Source organism: Pseudonocardia sp. ZF1 (assembly GCF_056835605.1).
Genome location: NZ_JAJNBY010000001.1, coordinates 3,313,743 through 3,331,220 on the forward strand (window position 1 = coordinate 3,313,743; position 17,478 = coordinate 3,331,220).

At 75.1% G+C, this 17,478-nt stretch carries 20 protein-coding genes; 12 read left to right on the forward strand and 8 right to left on the reverse strand.

The genetic code is table 11. The features are described from left to right. Positions 1–92: 92 nt before the first annotated feature. From ZF1_RS16055 to ZF1_RS16070, 4 genes are all read left to right on the forward strand, one after another. The gene (locus tag ZF1_RS16055; RefSeq protein ID WP_482637654.1) at positions 93–1,100 is read left to right on the forward strand and encodes an LLM class flavin-dependent oxidoreductase; all 1,008 of its coding nucleotides are present in this window, start codon (positions 93–95) and stop codon (positions 1,098–1,100) included. Positions 1,101–1,129: 29 nt separating this feature from the next. Beyond that, a complete protein-coding gene (locus ZF1_RS16060; protein WP_224402283.1) occupies positions 1,130–1,501 on the forward strand; it encodes a nuclear transport factor 2 family protein in 372 nt (123 codons plus the stop codon). 383 nt (positions 1,502–1,884) lie between these two features. Beyond that, positions 1,885–5,379 (forward strand): transglycosylase domain-containing protein, encoded by a 3,495-nt coding sequence (locus ZF1_RS16065; RefSeq protein WP_482637655.1) that lies wholly within the window; start codon positions 1,885–1,887, stop codon positions 5,377–5,379. 39 nt (positions 5,380–5,418) lie between these two features. Beyond that, complete coding sequence (locus tag ZF1_RS16070) at positions 5,419–5,631, forward strand: hypothetical protein (RefSeq protein WP_062395739.1); 213 nt, start codon at positions 5,419–5,421, stop codon at positions 5,629–5,631. Positions 5,632–5,641: 10 nt separating this feature from the next. On the opposite strand, the gene ZF1_RS16075 is transcribed toward ZF1_RS16070, so the two are convergent. Continuing rightward, positions 5,642–6,535 (reverse strand): LysR family transcriptional regulator ArgP, encoded by an 894-nt coding sequence (locus ZF1_RS16075; RefSeq protein ID WP_179762600.1) that lies wholly within the window; start codon positions 6,533–6,535, stop codon positions 5,642–5,644. Between the two features lie 75 nt (positions 6,536–6,610). Between ZF1_RS16075 and ZF1_RS16080 the strand changes: the two genes are divergently transcribed. The 4 genes from ZF1_RS16080 to ZF1_RS16095 are packed head-to-tail and all read left to right on the forward strand — an operon-like array spanning position 6,611 to position 8,827. Next, positions 6,611–7,207 carry a LysE/ArgO family amino acid transporter gene (locus ZF1_RS16080; protein ID WP_178373619.1) on the forward strand — a complete coding sequence of 199 codons (597 nt, stop codon included), beginning with the start codon at positions 6,611–6,613 and terminating at the stop codon, positions 7,205–7,207. A gap of 23 nt (positions 7,208–7,230) precedes the next feature. Further along, the gene (locus ZF1_RS16085; RefSeq protein WP_482637656.1) at positions 7,231–8,061 is read left to right on the forward strand and encodes a helix-turn-helix domain-containing protein; all 831 of its coding nucleotides are present in this window, start codon (positions 7,231–7,233) and stop codon (positions 8,059–8,061) included. After that, positions 8,058–8,444 (forward strand): VOC family protein, encoded by a 387-nt coding sequence (locus tag ZF1_RS16090; RefSeq protein ID WP_482637657.1) that lies wholly within the window; start codon positions 8,058–8,060, stop codon positions 8,442–8,444. Before ZF1_RS16085 ends, ZF1_RS16090 begins: the two co-directional genes overlap by 4 nt. Beyond that, a complete protein-coding gene (locus ZF1_RS16095; RefSeq protein WP_346108760.1) occupies positions 8,441–8,827 on the forward strand; it encodes an MmcQ/YjbR family DNA-binding protein in 387 nt (128 codons plus the stop codon). Before ZF1_RS16090 ends, ZF1_RS16095 begins: the two co-directional genes overlap by 4 nt. 1 nt (position 8,828) lies before the next feature. On the opposite strand, the gene ZF1_RS16100 is transcribed toward ZF1_RS16095, so the two are convergent. The 4 genes from ZF1_RS16100 to ZF1_RS16115 all read right to left on the reverse strand — a co-directional run bounded on the left by ZF1_RS16100 (position 8,829) and on the right by ZF1_RS16115 (position 12,317). After that, positions 8,829–9,017 (reverse strand): hypothetical protein, encoded by a 189-nt coding sequence (locus ZF1_RS16100; RefSeq protein WP_476651662.1) that lies wholly within the window; start codon positions 9,015–9,017, stop codon positions 8,829–8,831. A gap of 203 nt (positions 9,018–9,220) precedes the next feature. Beyond that, a complete protein-coding gene (locus tag ZF1_RS16105) occupies positions 9,221–10,156 on the reverse strand; it encodes an ABC transporter permease (protein ID WP_482637658.1) in 936 nt (311 codons plus the stop codon). Further along, complete coding sequence (locus tag ZF1_RS16110) at positions 10,156–11,364, reverse strand: quaternary amine ABC transporter ATP-binding protein (protein WP_062395747.1); 1,209 nt, start codon at positions 11,362–11,364, stop codon at positions 10,156–10,158. The genes ZF1_RS16105 and ZF1_RS16110 overlap by 1 nt, the downstream gene beginning before the upstream one ends. After that, complete coding sequence (locus ZF1_RS16115) at positions 11,361–12,317, reverse strand: glycine betaine ABC transporter substrate-binding protein (RefSeq protein ID WP_482637659.1); 957 nt, start codon at positions 12,315–12,317, stop codon at positions 11,361–11,363. The genes ZF1_RS16110 and ZF1_RS16115 overlap by 4 nt, the downstream gene beginning before the upstream one ends. A gap of 202 nt (positions 12,318–12,519) precedes the next feature. Between ZF1_RS16115 and ZF1_RS16120 the strand changes: the two genes are divergently transcribed. Beyond that, the gene (locus tag ZF1_RS16120; protein ID WP_482637660.1) at positions 12,520–13,284 is read left to right on the forward strand and encodes an alpha/beta fold hydrolase; all 765 of its coding nucleotides are present in this window, start codon (positions 12,520–12,522) and stop codon (positions 13,282–13,284) included. 71 nt (positions 13,285–13,355) lie between these two features. Here ZF1_RS16120 and ZF1_RS16125 read toward each other — a convergent pair whose 3' ends face one another. Together ZF1_RS16125 and ZF1_RS16130 are read right to left on the reverse strand one after the other, a co-directional pair. Next, positions 13,356–13,790, reverse strand: coding sequence for a TIGR03668 family PPOX class F420-dependent oxidoreductase (locus tag ZF1_RS16125; RefSeq protein ID WP_308818969.1), 435 nt, complete (start codon positions 13,788–13,790; stop codon positions 13,356–13,358). A gap of 5 nt (positions 13,791–13,795) precedes the next feature. Further along, positions 13,796–14,680 carry an SMP-30/gluconolactonase/LRE family protein gene (locus ZF1_RS16130; RefSeq protein ID WP_482637661.1) on the reverse strand — a complete coding sequence of 295 codons (885 nt, stop codon included), beginning with the start codon at positions 14,678–14,680 and terminating at the stop codon, positions 13,796–13,798. Positions 14,681–14,761: 81 nt separating this feature from the next. Here ZF1_RS16130 and ZF1_RS16135 point away from each other — a divergent pair, with 81 nt between their 5' ends. The 3 genes from ZF1_RS16135 to ZF1_RS16145 all read left to right on the forward strand — a co-directional run bounded on the left by ZF1_RS16135 (position 14,762) and on the right by ZF1_RS16145 (position 16,641). Continuing rightward, positions 14,762–15,748 carry a pirin family protein gene (locus ZF1_RS16135; RefSeq protein WP_482637662.1) on the forward strand — a complete coding sequence of 329 codons (987 nt, stop codon included), beginning with the start codon at positions 14,762–14,764 and terminating at the stop codon, positions 15,746–15,748. Positions 15,749–15,814: 66 nt separating this feature from the next. Further along, positions 15,815–16,159: an ArsR/SmtB family transcription factor gene (locus ZF1_RS16140; protein ID WP_308215782.1), complete on the forward strand. Its 345-nt coding sequence runs from the start codon at positions 15,815–15,817 to the stop codon at positions 16,157–16,159. Further along, entirely contained in the window at positions 16,156–16,641 is a 486-nt protein-coding gene (locus tag ZF1_RS16145) for an SRPBCC family protein (protein ID WP_062395753.1), read from the forward strand. Before ZF1_RS16140 ends, ZF1_RS16145 begins: the two co-directional genes overlap by 4 nt. Here the strand turns inward: ZF1_RS16145 and ZF1_RS16150 are convergent. Continuing rightward, positions 16,605–17,435: a helix-turn-helix domain-containing protein gene (locus ZF1_RS16150; protein ID WP_308818967.1), complete on the reverse strand. Its 831-nt coding sequence runs from the start codon at positions 17,433–17,435 to the stop codon at positions 16,605–16,607. The genes ZF1_RS16145 and ZF1_RS16150 overlap by 37 nt on opposite strands. Between the last annotated feature and the right edge of the window lie 43 nt (positions 17,436–17,478).

Genomic DNA, 17,478 nt, shown 5'->3' on the forward strand with positions numbered 1-17,478 from the left:
GCGAACGGATGGACCTCCGATGCTAGTCGGGGGCCGCGAACCGGTTTCGACCGCCGGGAAGACACCCGGCGGGTGCGGGTGTTGGAGCCGTCGTGGTCCCTCTCTCCGTGCTCGACCTGGTCCCCGTGGCCGACGGCTCGTCGGCCACCGACGGGCTGGCGCACAGCACCCGCCTGGTGCGACGGGCCGAGGAGCTGGGCTTCACCCGCTACTGGGTCGCCGAGCACCACGGCATGCCCGGGATCGCCAGCTCGTCGCCGCCGGTGCTGATCGCGCACCTGGCCGGGGCGACCGAGCGGATCACCGTCGGCTCGGGCGGGGTGATGCTGCCCAACCACCGCCCGCTCGTCGTCGCGGAGCAGTTCGGCACCCTCGAGGCACTGCACCCCGGCCGGATCGACCTCGGCATCGGTCGCGCCCCGGGCACCGACCCCCGGACCGCCGCCGCGCTGCGCGGGACCGGGGCGGACCGGCTGCACGCCCCGGACGACTTCCCCGACCAACTCGTGGAGCTCGCGGCCTACTTCCGTGGCGACGCCGGGGTGCTCGCCGTCCCGGCCGCGGGGAACGCGCCGACGATGTGGCTGCTCGGCTCGTCGGGCTACTCGGCGAAGGTCGCCGGGATGCTCGGGCTGCCGTTCGCCTTCGCCCACCACTTCTCGGCCGCGAACACGCTGCCCGCGCTGGAGCTCTACCGCGAGCACTTCCGGCCCTCGGCGATGCTGGCGCAGCCGTACTCGATGATCGCCGCCGCCGTGACCTGCGCCGACACCGACGAGCGCGCCCGCGAGCTGGCACTGCCCTCGGCGCTGCAGTTCCTGCACCTGCGGCTCGGCGACCCGCGCCCGCTGCCCGGCCCCGAGGAGGTCGCGGCCTTCGACTGGACCGACGCGACCCGGGCCTTCGTCGAGCAGCGCCACGCCGACCAGGTCATCGGCTCGCCGGAGACCGTGCGGGCCGGGGTCGAGGAGCTCGTGGCCCGGACCGGGGTGGACGAGCTGATGGTGACGACCTCGACCTTCCGCGGCGAGGACCGGCTGCGCTCCTACGAGCTGCTGGCCGGCGCCGTCGGCCTGCGTCCGGCGGCCGCGGCCGCCTGACCCGGGACGGGTGGGGCATGATCGCCGGCGTGAACGACGCCGCCGCCCGCTTCCGGGCCGCGATCGAGGCCGGAGACCTCGACGCGGCCGTCGCCCTCTGCCGCGACGACGTCGAGTTCCGCTCGCCCGTCGTCCACCGCCCCTACCGGGGCCGGGACGCGTTGCGCCCCATCCTGGGCGCGGTGTTCACCGTCTTCGGCGGGTTCCACTACGTCGCCGAGTACTCCGGCGACGACGGGCACGTCCTCGAGTTCGCCGCGACCGTCGGGGAGCGCGAGGTGCAGGGCGTCGACGTCCTGCGCACCGACGAGGAGGGCCGGATCCGCGAGCTCACCGTGCTCGTGCGGCCGCTGTCGGCCGCGGTCGCACTGCGCGACCGCATGGGCCCGCTGCTGTCCTGACCCGTCGTCGCAGGTCGGCGCCGGGGTTGCCGCCGCCCGGCGATCGACGACGGCCGGTCGTCCCGCCGGATGCGGCCGTCCGGCCGTCCGGCGCTGGGCCGCCCGCGCGTCGTCGCACGCAACCGGCCGTTGCTCGACGCAGTGATCGTATCGCCTGTGCATCCCTTCGGCCGCGGGCACGATGGTCCGCATGCCGCACCATGATCGGGCGATCCGGTCACGGAGCGCGCCATCACCCCGCTGACGTGCCGACATTCGAGTGACGTCGATCAGGTGGGCACAACGCCGCCCTCCGGTCCCTCGTTGACACAGCGAACTCGTTGACCGGGTGAGACCACGCCACCGTCCGGCTCCGCCGGCCGTCGACCAGAAGGGAGAGCCGGTTGCCCGCAGGCCCGCCCCCTCCGCCGCGGTCGCGTCGCTCCCCCGAGTCCGACCCCCACCGATCGTCCGGTTCCGGTCGTGCCGTCGACACCGAGGAGCGCCCGACCGGCCGGCACGGCAGCGACCAGGTCGCCCGCGCCGACTCCGGCGCCCCGGCCCGGCACGGCGCCCCCGCCGGTGGACGGCGCGCGCGGTCCGCCGAGCCGGAGGCCCGTTCCTTCGCCGACGTCGTCCGGGCGACCGGGTCGGCCGGGCGATCCGGCCCGGACGGGGCACGCGGCACCGGGGAGGACGGCGGCACCGGCCGTCGGCGCTCCCGGCGGGCCGGCGAGGCCGCTCCCGCGACCGCCGCCCCCGGTACCGGGGCCACGGCGGACGGCGCCCCCGCACACAGCGCTCCCGCGAACGGCACCCCCGCGAGGAGCACCCCGGCGAACGGCTCGGGCGGCAACGGCCCCGCGGGCAACGGCTCCGCGGGCAACGGCTCCGCGGGCAACGGCTCCGGCGTCAACGGCTCCGGCGTCAACGGCTCCGGGGGCACCACGAAGGTCGGGCTGCGCGTGCGCGGCGGCACCGTGCCCCGCGAGCCCGGCAGCACCCCGCCGCCCGGCGCCACCGGCGCGCCCCCCGCGGGTCCGTCCGCCCCGGCCGAGCCCCGGCACACCACCGGCCCGCAGCGGCGCCCCGGCGCCGGCGCGCCCGGCCGGTCGGGACCCGCACCGTCGTTCCCGCCCACGCCGCGCCCCGCCGCGCCCGGCCCGGCACCGGCCGGTCCCCGCCCCGCCCCGGCGGCACCGGGCGCTTCGGGCCCCGGTCCGCAGGGCGCCGCGCCCCGCCCCGGGCAGCACCCGTCGCTGCCGCCGGTCCCCCGGCCGGCCGTGCCACCGACCGGTGCCGCCCGGCCCGGGCCGGCCTCCGCCGCCACCCCGGCGGCCACCACCGGGGCCACCGGTGCGGCCACCACGGCCGTCGCCGCGCCCTCGGCACCGCTCCCGGGCACGGCGGCCCCGGACGGCACCGGCGCGGCCACCCGCACCGGCCGCCGTCGTCGTCCCGAGCCGGACGAGGGCGCGGAATCCACGATCGACGCCCTGCCCGCACGCGACGGCGGGCGCCGCCGCCGTCCCGGACCCGGCGACGCCGCGACCGCGCTCGCCCCCGCCGCCGAGGCCCCGACCGGGCTCGTGCCCGCCACCGCCCCGCGTAGCGACGGCGGCGCGCCCACCGCCCTGGTCACCGCCCCCGGCGACGGGGCGGACACCGAGTTCGTCGACGCCGCGGCCCCCGGCCCGCGCCGCCGTCGCCGCGCCGAGCCCGACGGGCCGTTCGACCGGGTCATCGCACTCGTCGGGCCGGGCGTGGGTGTCGTGCGCCGCCGCCTCGGCATCCTCGACGCCGACCAGAAGGCCGCGCTCACCCCCGAGGAGCGGCGGACCCGGCGTCGCCGGCAGGTCGTGTACTCGCTGGTCGGGACGGCCGCGTCGATCGTGCTGCTGCCGCTGCTGCTGCTCGGGCTCGGCTGGCTGCTGTTCCCGATCCCCAGCACCGACGACGCGGTGCAGAACCAGATCGCCACCGTCTCCTACGCCGACGGCGGCCAGCTCGCCCGCCTCGTGCCCGAGCAGGGCAACCGGATCAAGGTCGGGATGGACGCCATCCCGGTGCCCGTGCGCGAGGCCGTGCTGGCGGCCGAGGACCGGTCGTTCTACTCGAACCCGGGCTTCGACTTCACCGGCATCCTGCGGGCCATGGTCAACCAGCTGACCGGCGGCGTCGGCGGCGGGTCGACGATCACCCAGCAGTACGTCAAGAACACCCTGGTCGGCAACGACGCGACGTACTGGCGGAAGTACAAGGAACTGATCGTCTCGCTGAAGGTCTCCGGGCAGAAGTCCAAGGACGAGATCCTCAACGACTACCTCAACGCCATCTACTTCGGCCGCGGCGCCTACGGCATCGAGTCCGCCAGCCTCGCCTACTACGGCAAGCCCGCGGCCCAGCTGACCCCCAGCGAGGGCGCACTGCTCGCCGGGATCATCCAGTCGCCGTCCAACTGGGACCCGGCGAACTCCCCGGACCGGGCGAAGCAGCGCTGGAACTTCGTCCTCGACGGCATGGCCGCCCAGGGCTGGATCTCCCAGGCCGACCGGCAGGCAGCAGTGTTCCCGCAGACCATCGCGCCGGCGAACACCTCGCGCTCGTCGTCGCTGACCGACGCCCGCGGCCACATCCTCAACGCGGTCCGCTCCGAGCTGGGCTCGCTGGGCATCTCCGAGCAGGCGTTCGCCCAGGGCGGCCTCCAGGTGACGACGACGATCGACCCGCAGCGCCAGCAGCAGCTCACCGACTCGGTCGAGCAGAAGCTGCGCGGCGAGCCGGAGCTGCTGCGCACCGGCGCGGTCGCGATCGACCCGCGTACCGGCGGCATCCTCGGCTACTACGGCGGGCCGAACGGCACCGGCCTGGACTACGCCCAGGTCATGAAGCAGCCCGGGTCGACGTTCAAGCCGTTCGCCGTGCTCGCCGGGCTCCTGAACGACCCGCCGATCGGCCTGGGCACCACCTTCGACGGGTCCGAGCGGCCGGGGCTGCGCAACGCCGAGGGCGCCAACTGCCCGCGCTGCGACCTCAAGCAGGCGATGACGATCTCCAACAACGTCGTCTTCACCAAGCTCGCCGCGCAGGTCGGCCCGCAGAAGGTCGCCGACGCCGCGCGCCTCGCCGGGATCACCGCACCGCTGGAGAACCCCGACGCGCGGCTCCCGCTGGGCAACAAGGAGGTCACGCCGGTCCAGCTGGCGTCGGCCTACGCCACCATCGCCGCGGGGGGTGTCTGGCACGCCCCGCACATGGTGTCCAAGGTCGTCGACTCCGACGGGCGGGTGCTCTACGAGTACCAGCCGGGCGAGGGCGAACAGCGCTTCCCCGAGCAGGTGGCGCGCAACGTCGCCGAGGCGATGATGAACGTCGTCGACAACGACGGGCTGCAGCTGCCCGACGGGCAGGAGGCCGCCGGCAAGACCGGCACCGTCCAGTCCCGCTTCGAGGGCCAGAACAACGACGCCTGGTTCGCCGGCTTCACCCCCGGGATCGCGACGGCCGTGTGGGTCGGGACCGACCGCAACGACCCGATCCAGGACTCCGCGGGCCGCCCGATCAACGGCGCCGACCTGCCCGGATCGGTGTGGAAGGCGTTCATGTCCGACACCGTGCGCGCCACCGGCACGGCCGAGTTCCCGGCGTTCAGGCCGATCGGCGAGCCGCCCTCCACCCTGGCGCCCAACGAGCCGACCGCCCCGCCGACGCCGACGAGCACGCCGTCGGCCGAGCCCACGCCGGAGCCGAGCGCGGACCCGGTCGCCCCCACCGATCCCCCGGCCCCGGTCGAGCCGACCGGTGTCCCGGAGACGACCGGCGACCCGGTGCCCGCTCAGCAGGACGACACGCAGCCGGGCGCCGACGCGGGCCGCGCCGCCGACCCGACCGTCGGCTGATCCGCCCCGTTCGCGCCGCGGCCGGGCTACCGTGGACGGGTGACCGGTGACCATCACTTCGAGGTGGTGGCCTGGCGGGCGGACCGCAGGCTCACCCTCTACGTGCCGGGCATCGAGGCGTCGACCACCGTCGACGACCCCCGGCAGGCCGAGGACGCGGTCCGCGACCTGATCGCGGACCTCACCGGCGTCGACCGCGGGGTCATCACCTGCGACATCCGCCTCGGACGCCCCTGGCGGTCCGGGATCTGAGACCCCCCGGTCAGCGGGCCGGCGGCACCAGGATCGTCGCCGCCGCCGCGCAGACCGACTCGGTGAGCGCGTCGAGCACCGTGGTGCTGAGCTTCCAGTGCTGCCAGTACAGCGGGACGTCGAGGTGGCGCTCGGCGTCGAGCAGCACGAGCCGCCCGGCGGCCGCGGCCTCCCGGGCCGGGCCGTCGGTGAACATCCCCCAGCCCAGGCCCGCACGGATCGCCTCGTGGTAGCCGTCGGCGGCGGGCACCCGGTGCGCCGGACCGGTGCACGGCCGGTGGGTGAGCCCGCGGACGAACCGGGTCTGCAGCACGTCCTTCGACCCGAAGTCGACCCGCGGGGCGAGCGGGAACGCCTCGGCCGGGTCCCGCCCGGCGAACCACCGGTCGTACACCGGCCGGGCGGCGACGGGCCGGTAGCGGGTCGCGCCCAGCGGCCGGACCGCGCAGCCCTGCACCGGTGCCGACGACGTCGTCACCGCCCCGACCACCGAGCCCTCGCGCAGCAGGGCCGCGGTGTACTGCTCGTCGTCGACGTGCAGGTCCAGCCGGACCCCGTGCCGCGCGGCCAGGGGGACCACCGCGGACAGGAACCAGTGGGTCACCGAGTCCGCGTTCACCGCGATCGGCAGGTGCGTGCCCGCGGTGTCGGCACTGCCGAACCCGGCCTCGACCTCACCCTCCAGCACGGCGATCTGCCGGGCCAGCCGCAGCAGCGCGGCCCCCTCCTCGGTCGCGACGCACGGACGCGTGCGGCGCACCAGGATCCGGCGCGCCTGCCGTTCCAGGGCCTTGATCCGCTGGGACACCGCGGACGGCGTGATCGACAGCCGCGCGGCGGCGGCGTCGAAACCACCCTCCTCCACCACGGCGCTCAGGGTGGCCAGCCGCTCCCGGTCGTACATGAAGCGAATCTACAGTTCATGACGTTCTTTCAGTTCCTGACGTCCTCCTGGCGCGGACGACCTAGCGTCGGTGACGTGAGTGTGCTGGCGGGATTCGGGACGGGACTGTCGCTGATCGCGGCGATCGGGGCGCAGAACGCGTTCGTGCTGCGGCAGGGGCTGCGACGCGAGCACGTCCCGGCGGTGGTGGTGTTCTGCGTGCTGGCCGACCTGGTGCTGGTGACCGCGGCGGTCGCCGGCGTCGGGCTGCTCGTCGACCGCGTACCGGGGCTGGTCGAGGTGGTCCGCTGGGGCGGCGTCGTGTGGCTGGCCGGCTACGGCCTGCTGGCGCTGCGGCGCGCCGTCCGGCCCGGTGCGCTCGACGCCGACCCCCACGGCTCGGCCCGGCCGCTCGTGCCCGTCCTGGGGAGCGCAGCGGCCCTGACCTTCCTCAACCCGCACATGATGCTGGACCTGCTGGTGCTCGGGTCGCTGGCCGCCGCGCACGGCGACGACGGCCGGTGGGCGTTCGGCGCCGGGGTGGTCGTGGCCAGCCTGACCTGGTTCTCCGGGCTCGGCTTCGGCGCGGCGCGGCTCGCGGGGCTGTTCGCCCGGCCGACGGCGTGGCGGGTGCTCGACGGGCTCGTCGCCACGGTGATGCTCGGCCTCGCGGTCGCGCTGGCCGCCGGGTGAGGAGTGGGGGTACAACATCGTCCATGTCCGCCGAGTACGTGCCGGGGCGGCCGCCCGCCGCACTGCGCGGGCACGTGCTGCGCTACCTCGGCTACCGCGAGCACGCCGCCGCTCCCCTGCGTCGTCGCCAGCCGCCGTCCGCCGGGACCGCGCTGATCCTCGGGCTGCACCCGCTGACGCTGTCCGGGCCGGCCGTCGCGACCGGGTCGGCGGCCGCGTTCGTCGGCGGCCTGAGCGACACCTGGGTGCTGACCGAGTTCACCGGCCCGCAGGCCGGGGTGCAGGTGGACCTGACCCCGGCGGCGACCTACACCCTTCTCGGCGGGCGGGCGCTGCCCGGCGGCACGGTGCCCCGCCTCGACGAGCTCGACGACCCCGTGCTCGCCGCGCTGCCCGCCCGCCTGGCCGCCGAGCCGACCTGGGACGGCCGGTTCGCCCTGGTCAGCGCGCTGCTCGCGGACCGGCTCCTGGACGACCGGGCCCGCCTCCCCGCACCCGAGGTGCGCTACGCCTGGGACCGGCTCAGCGCGACCGCGGGCCGGGTCGGCGTCGCGGAGCTGGCCGCCGAGACCGGCTGGAGCCGCCGCCACCTGCAGTCCCGGTTCCGGACCCAGGTCGGTCTCGCGCCCGGCACCGTCCGCCGGGTGCTGCGCTTCGCGCGCGCCGCCGAGCTGATCGGGGGCGGGCGGAACCCGCTCGCACTCGTCGCCGCCGAGTGCGGCTACGCCGACCAGCCCCACCTCTCCCGCGAGTTCCGGGCGCTCGCGGGGATCTCACCCGCCGCGTTCCGCGCCGAACAGTTCCCATTCCTTCACGACGCACCGCCGCGTCCCGGTCAGGATCGTTCGTCATGAGCATCCACCCCACCCTCCGCTACGACGACCCCCGCGCCGCGATCGCGTTCCTCACCACGGCGCTCGGCTTCCGGGAGGTCGCCGTCCACACCGGCGACGACGGCGGGATCGCCCACGCCGAGCTCGCCTGGGACGACGGCGACGACACCGGCCTGGTCCTGATCGGACCGCGCCGCGCCGGGGGCGACCGCTTCGACACCGGTCGGACCGTGATCTACCTGACCTGCGACGACCCGGACGCGGTGCACGCCCGCGCGGCCGCCGCGGGTGCGGAGATCCCCATGGCTCCGCTCGACCAGGACTACGGTTCGCGCGAGTGCGCCGTCGCCGACCCGGAGGGCAACACGTGGAGCGTGGGGACCTACCGGCCGGGGCGCCCGTGACCGCACGCCACCCGGACCCCGCCGACCCGCTGCCGTGGCTGCGGGAGATCTGCCTGTCCCTGCCCGAGGTGACCGAGAAGCAGAGCCACGGGTCGCCGTCGTGGTTCGTGCGGAGGATGTTCGTCTCCTACGCCGCGCACCACCACGGCCACCCGCACCTGGCGTTCTGGTGCGCCGCGGCGCCGGGCGTGCAGGCCGAGCTGGTCGCCGAGGACCCGGCCCGGTTCTTCCGGCCCGCCTACGTCGGGCACCGCGGCTGGCTCGGGGTCGTGCTCGACGGCACCGGCCCCGACGCCGCCGACCGCGACGAGGTCACCGAGATCGTGACCGACGCGTGGCGCTGCGTGGCCCCGGCCCGGCCGGCCGCCCGGCTCGACGGCTGACTCAGGCCGCGGCGCCCGACTCGCGGACGGACCGGAGCAGCGAGGTCAGCAGCCGGGCGTGGTCGGCGTCGGCCTGGCTCGGGTCACGGCGCTCGTCCGCGACGGCGCCGGCGACGCGATGGCCGAGCAGAGCCGGCAGATCTTCGTCACGTGCACGGCCGGCCGCCTCGGGCCACCCGACCATGATCACCGGTTGTGGAGGATGAGGCCCGCGTCGTGAACGGATCGCTCCACAACCGGTGATCTTCCGGCGCCGGTCGAGCCGAGGCGACGTCCGGTCGGGCGTCCGGGTACACCGCGGAGCCGGCCGGACCGCGGGGATGCGGTGCGGACGCCGGACGCTCGCACGGCACCTCACAGGGCCGACCGGCGCCGATGCCGGGCGGACGTCGCTCAGGCGTTCGCGCCGGTGACCGCCGAACCGGCCGGAGCCGGGGACGTGCGCTCCGCGGCCGGCGCCGCGGCCTTCTGCGGGCGACGGGCGCGCAGCTTCGCGAGCAGGCTCCCCTCGGGGCGCTCGGCCAGTGCCGAGGTGAACCGGTCGAGGAAGATCGCCACGATGACGACGGCGAGCCCGCCCTCGACACCGGTCGCGATGTCGAGCTGGGTGACCGCGCTGACCACCGTCGTGCCCAGCCCGTCGGCACCGGCGAGGCCCGCGACGACCACCATGGACAGCGCCAGCATGATCACCTGGTTGACGCCGGCCATGATCGACGGCAGCGCCATCGGCAGCTGCACCTCGCGCAGGATCTGGCGGGGGTGGGCCCCGAAGGCGTGCGCGGCCTCGACGACCTCGCCGTCGACGCCCCGGATGCCCAGCTCGGTGAGCCGGACCGCGGGCGCGATCGAGAACACGATCGTCGCGACGACGCCCGGCACCACACCGATGCCGAACAGCAGCACCACCGGGATCAGGTAGACGAACGCCGGGACCGTCTGTGCCAGGTCGAGGACCGGGCGCAGCGTCCGGCTCGCCGCGCGGCTGCGGGCGGCCCAGATGCCCAGCGGCACACCGATCGCCACCGCGATCAGCGCCGCGACGAGCACCAGGCCGAAGGTCTCCATCGTCTCGGTCCACAGGTCGAACGAGGACACGAGGAGGAAGCCGGCCAGGGTGAACACCGCGAACCCGACCCCGCGCACGAGCAGCGCGAGCGCCACGAGCAGCACCAGCCAGACCCACCACACCGGGGCGGTGAAGAGCGAGGTCACGGCCTCGACGACCGCGGTGATCGCGACCCCGACGGCGTCGAACACGGCCCCGGCGTTCTGCAGCAGCCAGAGGATGAACGCCTCGACGTAGCTCCCGAACTCGAACCTGGGCATCAGGCGTTCCTCCCGTCGGCGGTGGCCTCGTCGTGGGTCGACAGGGCGGCGAGCACGGCACCCCGCGGGACGACGCCGGTGAGGCGGCCGTCGTCGACCACCGCGAGCGGGACCGGGTTGCGTCCGACCTGGTGCAGCAGGTCGATCAGCGGCCGGTCGGGTTCGGTGGTGCGGTACTCCTCGACCAGGGCGGAGCGGTCGATGCCGGTGGCGCCCCGGCCCGCGGCGTGACCGAGCCAGTCGTCGCGGACGACGCCGAGGATGCGGTGGTCGTCGTCGACGACGTAGGCGCCGGTCGCCTCGGCCTTCCCCAGCCGCACGAGCACCTCGGAAGGGCGCTCGTCCAGGGTCACCGTGATGCGGGCCGCACGGATCACGTCGGCGGCGGTGAGCACCCGGCTGCGGTCGACGTCGGAGACGAACTCGGCGACGTAGTCGTCGGCCGGGGACTCCAGGATCTGCGGTCCGGTGCCGACCTGGATCAGGCGCCCGTCCTTGAGCAGCAGGATGCGGTCACCGAGGAGCATGGCCTCGTTGAGGTCGTGGGTGATGAACACGATCGTCTTCTTCAGGTCCCGCTGCAGACGGACGAGCAGCTGCTGCATGTCGCGCCGGATCAGCGGGTCCAGGGCGGAGTAGGGCTCGTCCATCAGGAGCACGTCGGTGTCGCTGGCGAGCGCCCGGGCGAGCCCGACGCGTTGCTGCATGCCGCCCGAGAGCTGACCGGGCAGCGCGTCGGCACGGTCGCCGAGGCCGACCTGCCCGAGTGCCCACTCCGCCTTCTCCCGGCGGGTGCCGGCGTCGACTCCGCGGATCTGCAGCCCGTACTCGGCGTTCTGCCGCACGGTGCGGTGCGGCAGCAGCGCGAAGTGCTGGAACACCATCGCGATCCGCTCGTTGCGCAGCGTGCGCAGGTCGGCGGCGCCGAGCGAGCCGAGATCGCGACCGTCGACGGTGATGGCGCCCGAGGTCGGCTCGATGAGCCGGTTGAGCAGCCGGACCAGCGTCGACTTGCCGGAGCCGGACAGGCCCATGATCACGAACAGCTCGCCGTCGGCGATGTCGAAGGACACGTCGTGCACGGCCAGGGTCGCGCCGGTGCGGCGCTGGATCTCCGGCCGGCCGAGTCCCTCGCCGGCGAGCCGCACGGCCTCGTCGGCGGCCCTGCCGTCGCCGAAGACCTTGGTCAGGTTCCGTACCTCGATCATGCTCCGGCTCCCACCCACTGGCGGACGCGGTCCGGGTGCGCGGCCACGTAGTCGCGCGCCACCACCTCCACGTCCTCGTTGTCCACGTCGACCCGCTGGAGCATCTGCTCCACATCGTCCAGCGGCAGCTCGAACCGGCGCAGCATCGCCGCGAAGCCGGGGCTGCTGCGCGCCAGGTCCGGGCTCACCGCGGTCCAGGCCGAGTACGCCGGCATGGCGCAGGCACCGTCGCCGGTGGTGTAGCAGTCCTCCCGGGCCGGGGTCGGCTCGGTCAGCTTGGTCAGCGCGAGCTCCTCGAAGATGTAGTGCGGGCGGTACAGGTAGACCAGGATCGGCTGGCGGCGCTCGTAGGCGCGGCGCAGCTCGGCGATCTGCGCGGCCTCGCTGGAGGTCACCTGCTCCAGGTCCAGCCGGTACCCGGCGAGGCGCTTCGCGTTGTACTCGGTGGTGAGGAAGCTGGGGTCGGAGTCGACGAGCCGGTTGCCGAGGGCGTCGGCGTAGTCGTTCAGCTGCGTGACGCCGGTCAGCCCGGCCAGCGGCTGACCCGGCTCGACCGCGTAGCTGGGGACGTACCAGCCCTGCTCGGCTCCGGAGTACGTCGGGTGCACCAGCTCGATCCGGTCCTCCGCCTTGGCGGCCAGCTCGGACTGGTTGGGCATCGCGACCTCGGTGAGGGCGTCGACGTCGCCGCGCTGGGCGCCGGCCCAGGCGGTCGCGGGTCCGACCTGGATGGTCTTGAGCCGGCCGACGCCGAGCTCCGGGTGGGCCGCGACGACCTCGCCGAGGATCGCGTTGGTCAGCTTCGCCGCGCTCCACGGGAACTGGGCGAGCCGGACGGTCGGGCCGTCGGCACCGGCGGACGCGCAGCCGGATGCGGCCAGCAGCACCGCGAGCAGGACGGTGACCAGGCGGACCGTCCTGGTCCGGGGTACGGCGACGGGCGGATCGGCCACGGGGGCACGTCCTCTCGGGGGTCGTCGGCTCTCCGCGTCCCGGTCGGCTTCAGGACACGCGGGCAGGCGTCAACGACAGGCGGACGACCACATCCGGCACAGGTCGACGTCCAGACGCGACGTCAGCCGGAGGTCGGGAATCACGCGAGCGACCCTTCACGACCCTTCCGGACGGCGCAACAGCGGGCACTACGATCGTGATGTGCCTGCGACGTCGCTCCTCGAACTGGACGGTCTGCGTCACGAGTACTCCGACACCGGCGATCCCGGCGACGGCCGGGCGCCCCTGCTGTTCCTGCACGAGGGGCTCGGGTCGGTCGGTCTGTGGCGTGGGTTCCCCGAGCGGGTCGCGGCCGCGTCCGGGCGCCGGGCCGTCGCGTACTCCCGGCTCGGGCACGGCCGCTCCGACCGGCCCCGCAGCCCGCGGACCACGGCGTTCATGGCGACCGAGGCGACGACGACCGTCCCGGCCCTGTGTGCCGCGCTCGGCCTGGAGCGGCCGGTCCTCGTCGGACACTCCGACGGCGCCACGATCGCGTTGCTCGCGGCCGCGGCGATGCCGGTGAGCGGGGCCGTCGTGCTCGCCCCGCACGTGCTGACCGAGCCGTTCGCCCTCACCGCGATCCGGGCGGCGCGCACCGCGTTCGACGACGGCGACCTCCGCACCCGTATGGCCCGCCACCACGACGACCCGGACGCCGCGTTCCGCGGGTGGAACGACATGTGGCTGGCCGAGGAGTTCACCGACTGGGACGTCCGCGACACCCTGCCCGGGATCACCGCGCCGGTTCTCGCCGTCCAGGGCGACGACGACCCCTACGGCAGCGCCGTGCACGTGCGCGCGGTCGCCGAACGGGCGTCGGGACCGGTGACCCTCACCGAGCTGTCCTGCGGGCACGAGCCCCACCTGGAGCTGCCCGAGCAGACGCTGTCGGCGGTGACGGCGTTCCTGCGCACCCTCCCCTGACCGGCCCGACCCACGATCACGCGTCCGCGCGCGGGACCGCGGAGCGCGCGCGACGCGACGCGCGCCTGTGCTCACGGGCGGAGGGTGGCGGTCCATGCGGTCCAGCGGACGGGGGTCAGGGCCAGCACCGGGCCCTCGGGTGGCCGGGCGGCGTAGGGGGCGTACCGGGCGGCCAGGGCCGCGACGGCGCGGGAGTGCAGGTCGCCGTCGTCGTGGATCGTCGCGGTGGCGTCCAGGCGCACCCACCACAGCTGCGACCAGTCGTCGTCGTAGTGGTCGGCGAGCAACGCGACGCGTGGGTCGGCCTCGACGTCGCGCAGCCGCGCGAGCCGGCGGTGCCGCTTGGGCTTGACGTCGTCGACGGCCGACACCACCAGCCCGTCGACGAGCGCGAAGGTGACCGGCACCAGGCGCGGGGTGCCGTCGGTGGCGCGGATCGTCGCGAGCCGCGCCACCCGCGCGCCGGTCAGCAACGCGCGGGCGGCGGTCTCGTCCAGGGAGGGCACCGGTCTCAGGCCGCCGGGACGTCCACCCGGACGGCGAGCAGCTGCGCCAGGCGGGTGTCACGGCGCTCGTGCTCGGCGAACCCGGGGGCGGTGCAGAGGAACAGGGTGTGGCCGTCGTCGCCGCCGAGTGCGCAGGCGTAGGTGCCGACCTGGCCGGTGGACACCTCGCCGTCGACCATGCCACCGGGCCGGACCCGGATCGCGCGGTTGCCGATCGCGTCGGCGACCCAGATCGCACCCTCCGCGTCGGGGACGGAGATGCCGTCCGGGGCGACGGTGAGCTCGGCGATCGCCTCGAGCGGGTCCTCCATCGCCGACGGCGGGCCGAATAGCGCCCAGTCCCGGCGCGGGCCGAGCGTGCCGTCGTCGGCGACCGCGAAGGCGGACATCCGGTTGCCGAAGGTCTCGGCGACGACGAGGTTCCCGCCGGACAGCGTGGGTCCGTTCGCGAAGTGCAGCGGCTCGCTCGCGACCGACACGCTCCCGTCCGGCGCGACGCGCAGCAGCGGCGCGGCGGCCCGCGGGGCACCGTTCATCAGGTCGAAGCCGAAGCTGCCCACCCAGAGGCCGCCGCCGTCGTCGACGACCATGTCGTTCAGGACGTGCTCGGCGTGGCCGGACAGGTCGGCGTGGGTGGCGAGGGTGCCGTCGGTCTCGCGGCGCAGGATCCGCCGGTCGCGCATGGACACGATCAGCAGCCTGCCGTCGGGCAGCCAGCCCAGGCCGGAGGGCTGCTGGGGCACCTCGGCCTCGGTACGCAGGTCCGACCCGTCGGCGCGGGCCGACAGCACCCGGTGGGTGTAGAAGTCGCTGACCCAGATCCTCCCGTCGTGCCAGCGTGGGCCCTCGAGGAAGGACATGTCCGACAGCACCGTCGACAGCTCCGTCATGGCGATCAGTCTGGCCCCCCGGGAATCGGGGCGCCAGCGCGGTCGTTGATCATGCAACAACCACCGACCGTGGAGGTCCCGATGCCCGCCGTCTCCGTCGCCGACGTCAGCGCCCTGCCCCGTGTGCCCGTCCCCGGCCCGACCGACCTGGACCGGGGCGTCCGCAGCGTCACCACGGCCCCGCGCGGGTACGAGGGCGAGGGCTTCCCGGTCCGCCGCGCCTTCCAGGGGGTGGACCTGCGCGACCTCGACCCGTTCCTGCACATGGACCAGATGGGCGAGGTCGAGTACGCCCCGGGCGAGCCGAAGGGCACCTCGTGGCACCCGCACCGCGGCTTCGAGACCGTCACCTACATCATCGACGGGACCTTCGAGCACGGTGACAGCCACGGCGGCGGCGGGACGATCACCGACGGCGACACCCAGTGGATGACCGCGGGCTCGGGCCTGCTGCACATCGAGCGCCCGCCGGAGTCGCTGGTGCGCAGCGGCGGGCTGTTCCACGGCCTGCAGCTGTGGGTGAACCTGCCGCGCGCGGACAAGTGGCTGCCGCCGGCGTACCAGGACCTGCGCGGGGGCGAGGTCACCCTGGCCACCACGCCCGACGGCGGCGTACTGCTGCGCGTGATCGCCGGCGACGTGGCGGGCGCCTCCGGACCGGGCTCGACCCACACCCCGATGGCGATGGTGCACGCCACCGTCTCCCCCGGCGCACAGCTGCGGCTGCCCTGGCCGCGGCCGTACAACGCGCTGGTCTACGTGCTGAGCGGGTCCGGCACCGTCGGTGCGGACCGACGCCCGGTCCGCACCGGCCAGCTCGCCGTGTTCGGGCCCGGGGACCTGATCACGGTCGAGGGCGGCACGCGGCAGGAGTCCCGTCACCCGGCGCTGGACGTCGTGGTGCTGGGCGGGCAGCCGATCCGCGAGCCCGTCGCGTGGGCGGGCCCGTTCGTGATGAACACCCGCGAGGAGGTGCAGCGGGCGTTCGAGGACTACCAGCGCGGCCGTCTGGGCGTGGTGCCGTCGGACTACGCGCCGCACGGTTCCCTCCCCGGCTCGTTCAACTGATGGGTTGAACACGAGCCCTCCCGGCGCTACGGTGTATTCAACCGCAAGGTTGAACGAGGAGGAGACGTGGAGGACCGGCTGAACCGGGTCTTCGCCGCACTGGCGGACCCGATCCGGCGCGACATGGTGGCCCGGCTGGCGACGGCCGACGCGACCGTGAACGAGCTGGCCGAGCCCTACGCCGTCTCCGTGCAGGCCGTCTCCAAGCACATCCGGGTGCTGGAGGACGCGGGGCTGGTCCGGCGCAGCCGGCAGGCCCAGCGTCGTCCGGTGCACCTCGAGGCGGAGGTCTTCGACCTGATGACGGCCTGGATCGAGCGGTACCGGCGGCAGGTGGAGGAGCGCTACGCCCGCCTCGACGACCTGCTCGCCGACGAGTCCGCACCCACCGAGCACGAGGAGACGGCATGAGCACCACCGGCACCCGCGGCACCGCCATCGAGACCGTGGACGACCTGCCCGCGATCCGCATCACCCGGGAGTTCGACGCGCCCCCGGACCGGGTCTTCGACGCCCATGTCGACGAGGACAAGGTCGTGCGCTGGCTGGGGCCGCGCGGGCTGACGATGACGGTGCACCGCTGGGACGCCGAGACCGGCGGCGGCTACCGCTACAGCCACGCCGACGACGGCGGCGAGTACCGCTTCTTCGGCTCGTTCCACGAGGTCCGCGCCCCGGAGCGGATCGTGCAGACCTTCACCTTCGAGGGCTTCGGCGACAGCGTCTGCCTGGAGACGATGACCCTGACCCCGCTGTCCGGCGGGCGGACCCGGCTGGTCGCGGAGTCGCTGTACGACTCGTTCGCCGCCCGCGACGCGATGCTCGCCTCGGGGATGGACGTCGGGGTGAACGAGGGCTACGAGCGGCTCGACGAGCTGCTGGCCTCCCGGTAGGCCGCCGGGGTCAGGCCCGTCGCGCGTTTGAACACCTGCCCGAAGTGCGACGGCCCGCGGAACCCCCACCGCGACCCGATGGCCGCGGCGGGCACGTCGGCCAGCGCGGGGTCGGCCAGGTCCCGCCGGCACATCTCGACCCGCCGCGCGCGGATCCAGGCCGCGGCGCTCGTGCCGGTCCCCGCGAACAGGTTGTGCAGGTGGCGCGCGGAGACGAAGTGCGCGGCGGCGATCCCGGCGGGGGCGAGGTCCGGGTCGCCGAGGTGTGCCTCGACGTGGGCCTTGATCCGGTCCAGCAGGTCGCAGTGCGGGGCGGGCTCGGCACCGGCCGTGCTCCGCAGCAGCACCCCGACCAGGTCCACGGCGTGCCGCACCGCGACGGCGGCGTGCGGGCCCATCGCGAGCCGGTGCGCGTCGAGGTGGCGCAGGGTGTCGCACACGTAGCCGGCCAGGCCGGGACCGGCGTCGAAGGCGGTGCCGGCCACCCCGGTGAACGGCTCGCCGCGGGGCTCGACGCGGTCGCGCGGGAACCGCACGCACAGCGCGCGGAACGCGGCGTCCGCGGTGGGCGTGCCCGGGCGGGCCGGGTCCAGCAGCGCCCACCGCCCGGGCACCAGCGGCTCGCCGTCGCCGAGCAGCGCACTGCCCGCGAGTGCCACGACCAGGACCAGCCGGTCGCCACCGGGGGCGGGCAGGTCGCCGGTGACGGTGGTGAAGGAGACGTCGTCGGGCCCGTCGGGTCCGGGGACGGAGCCGGGTCCGGAGTCGGTGGGACGGTCGGCGACGGTCGTCATCGGCGGCTCCTGGTCGTGCTGGTGGCCGCACCCAGCCTAGTCA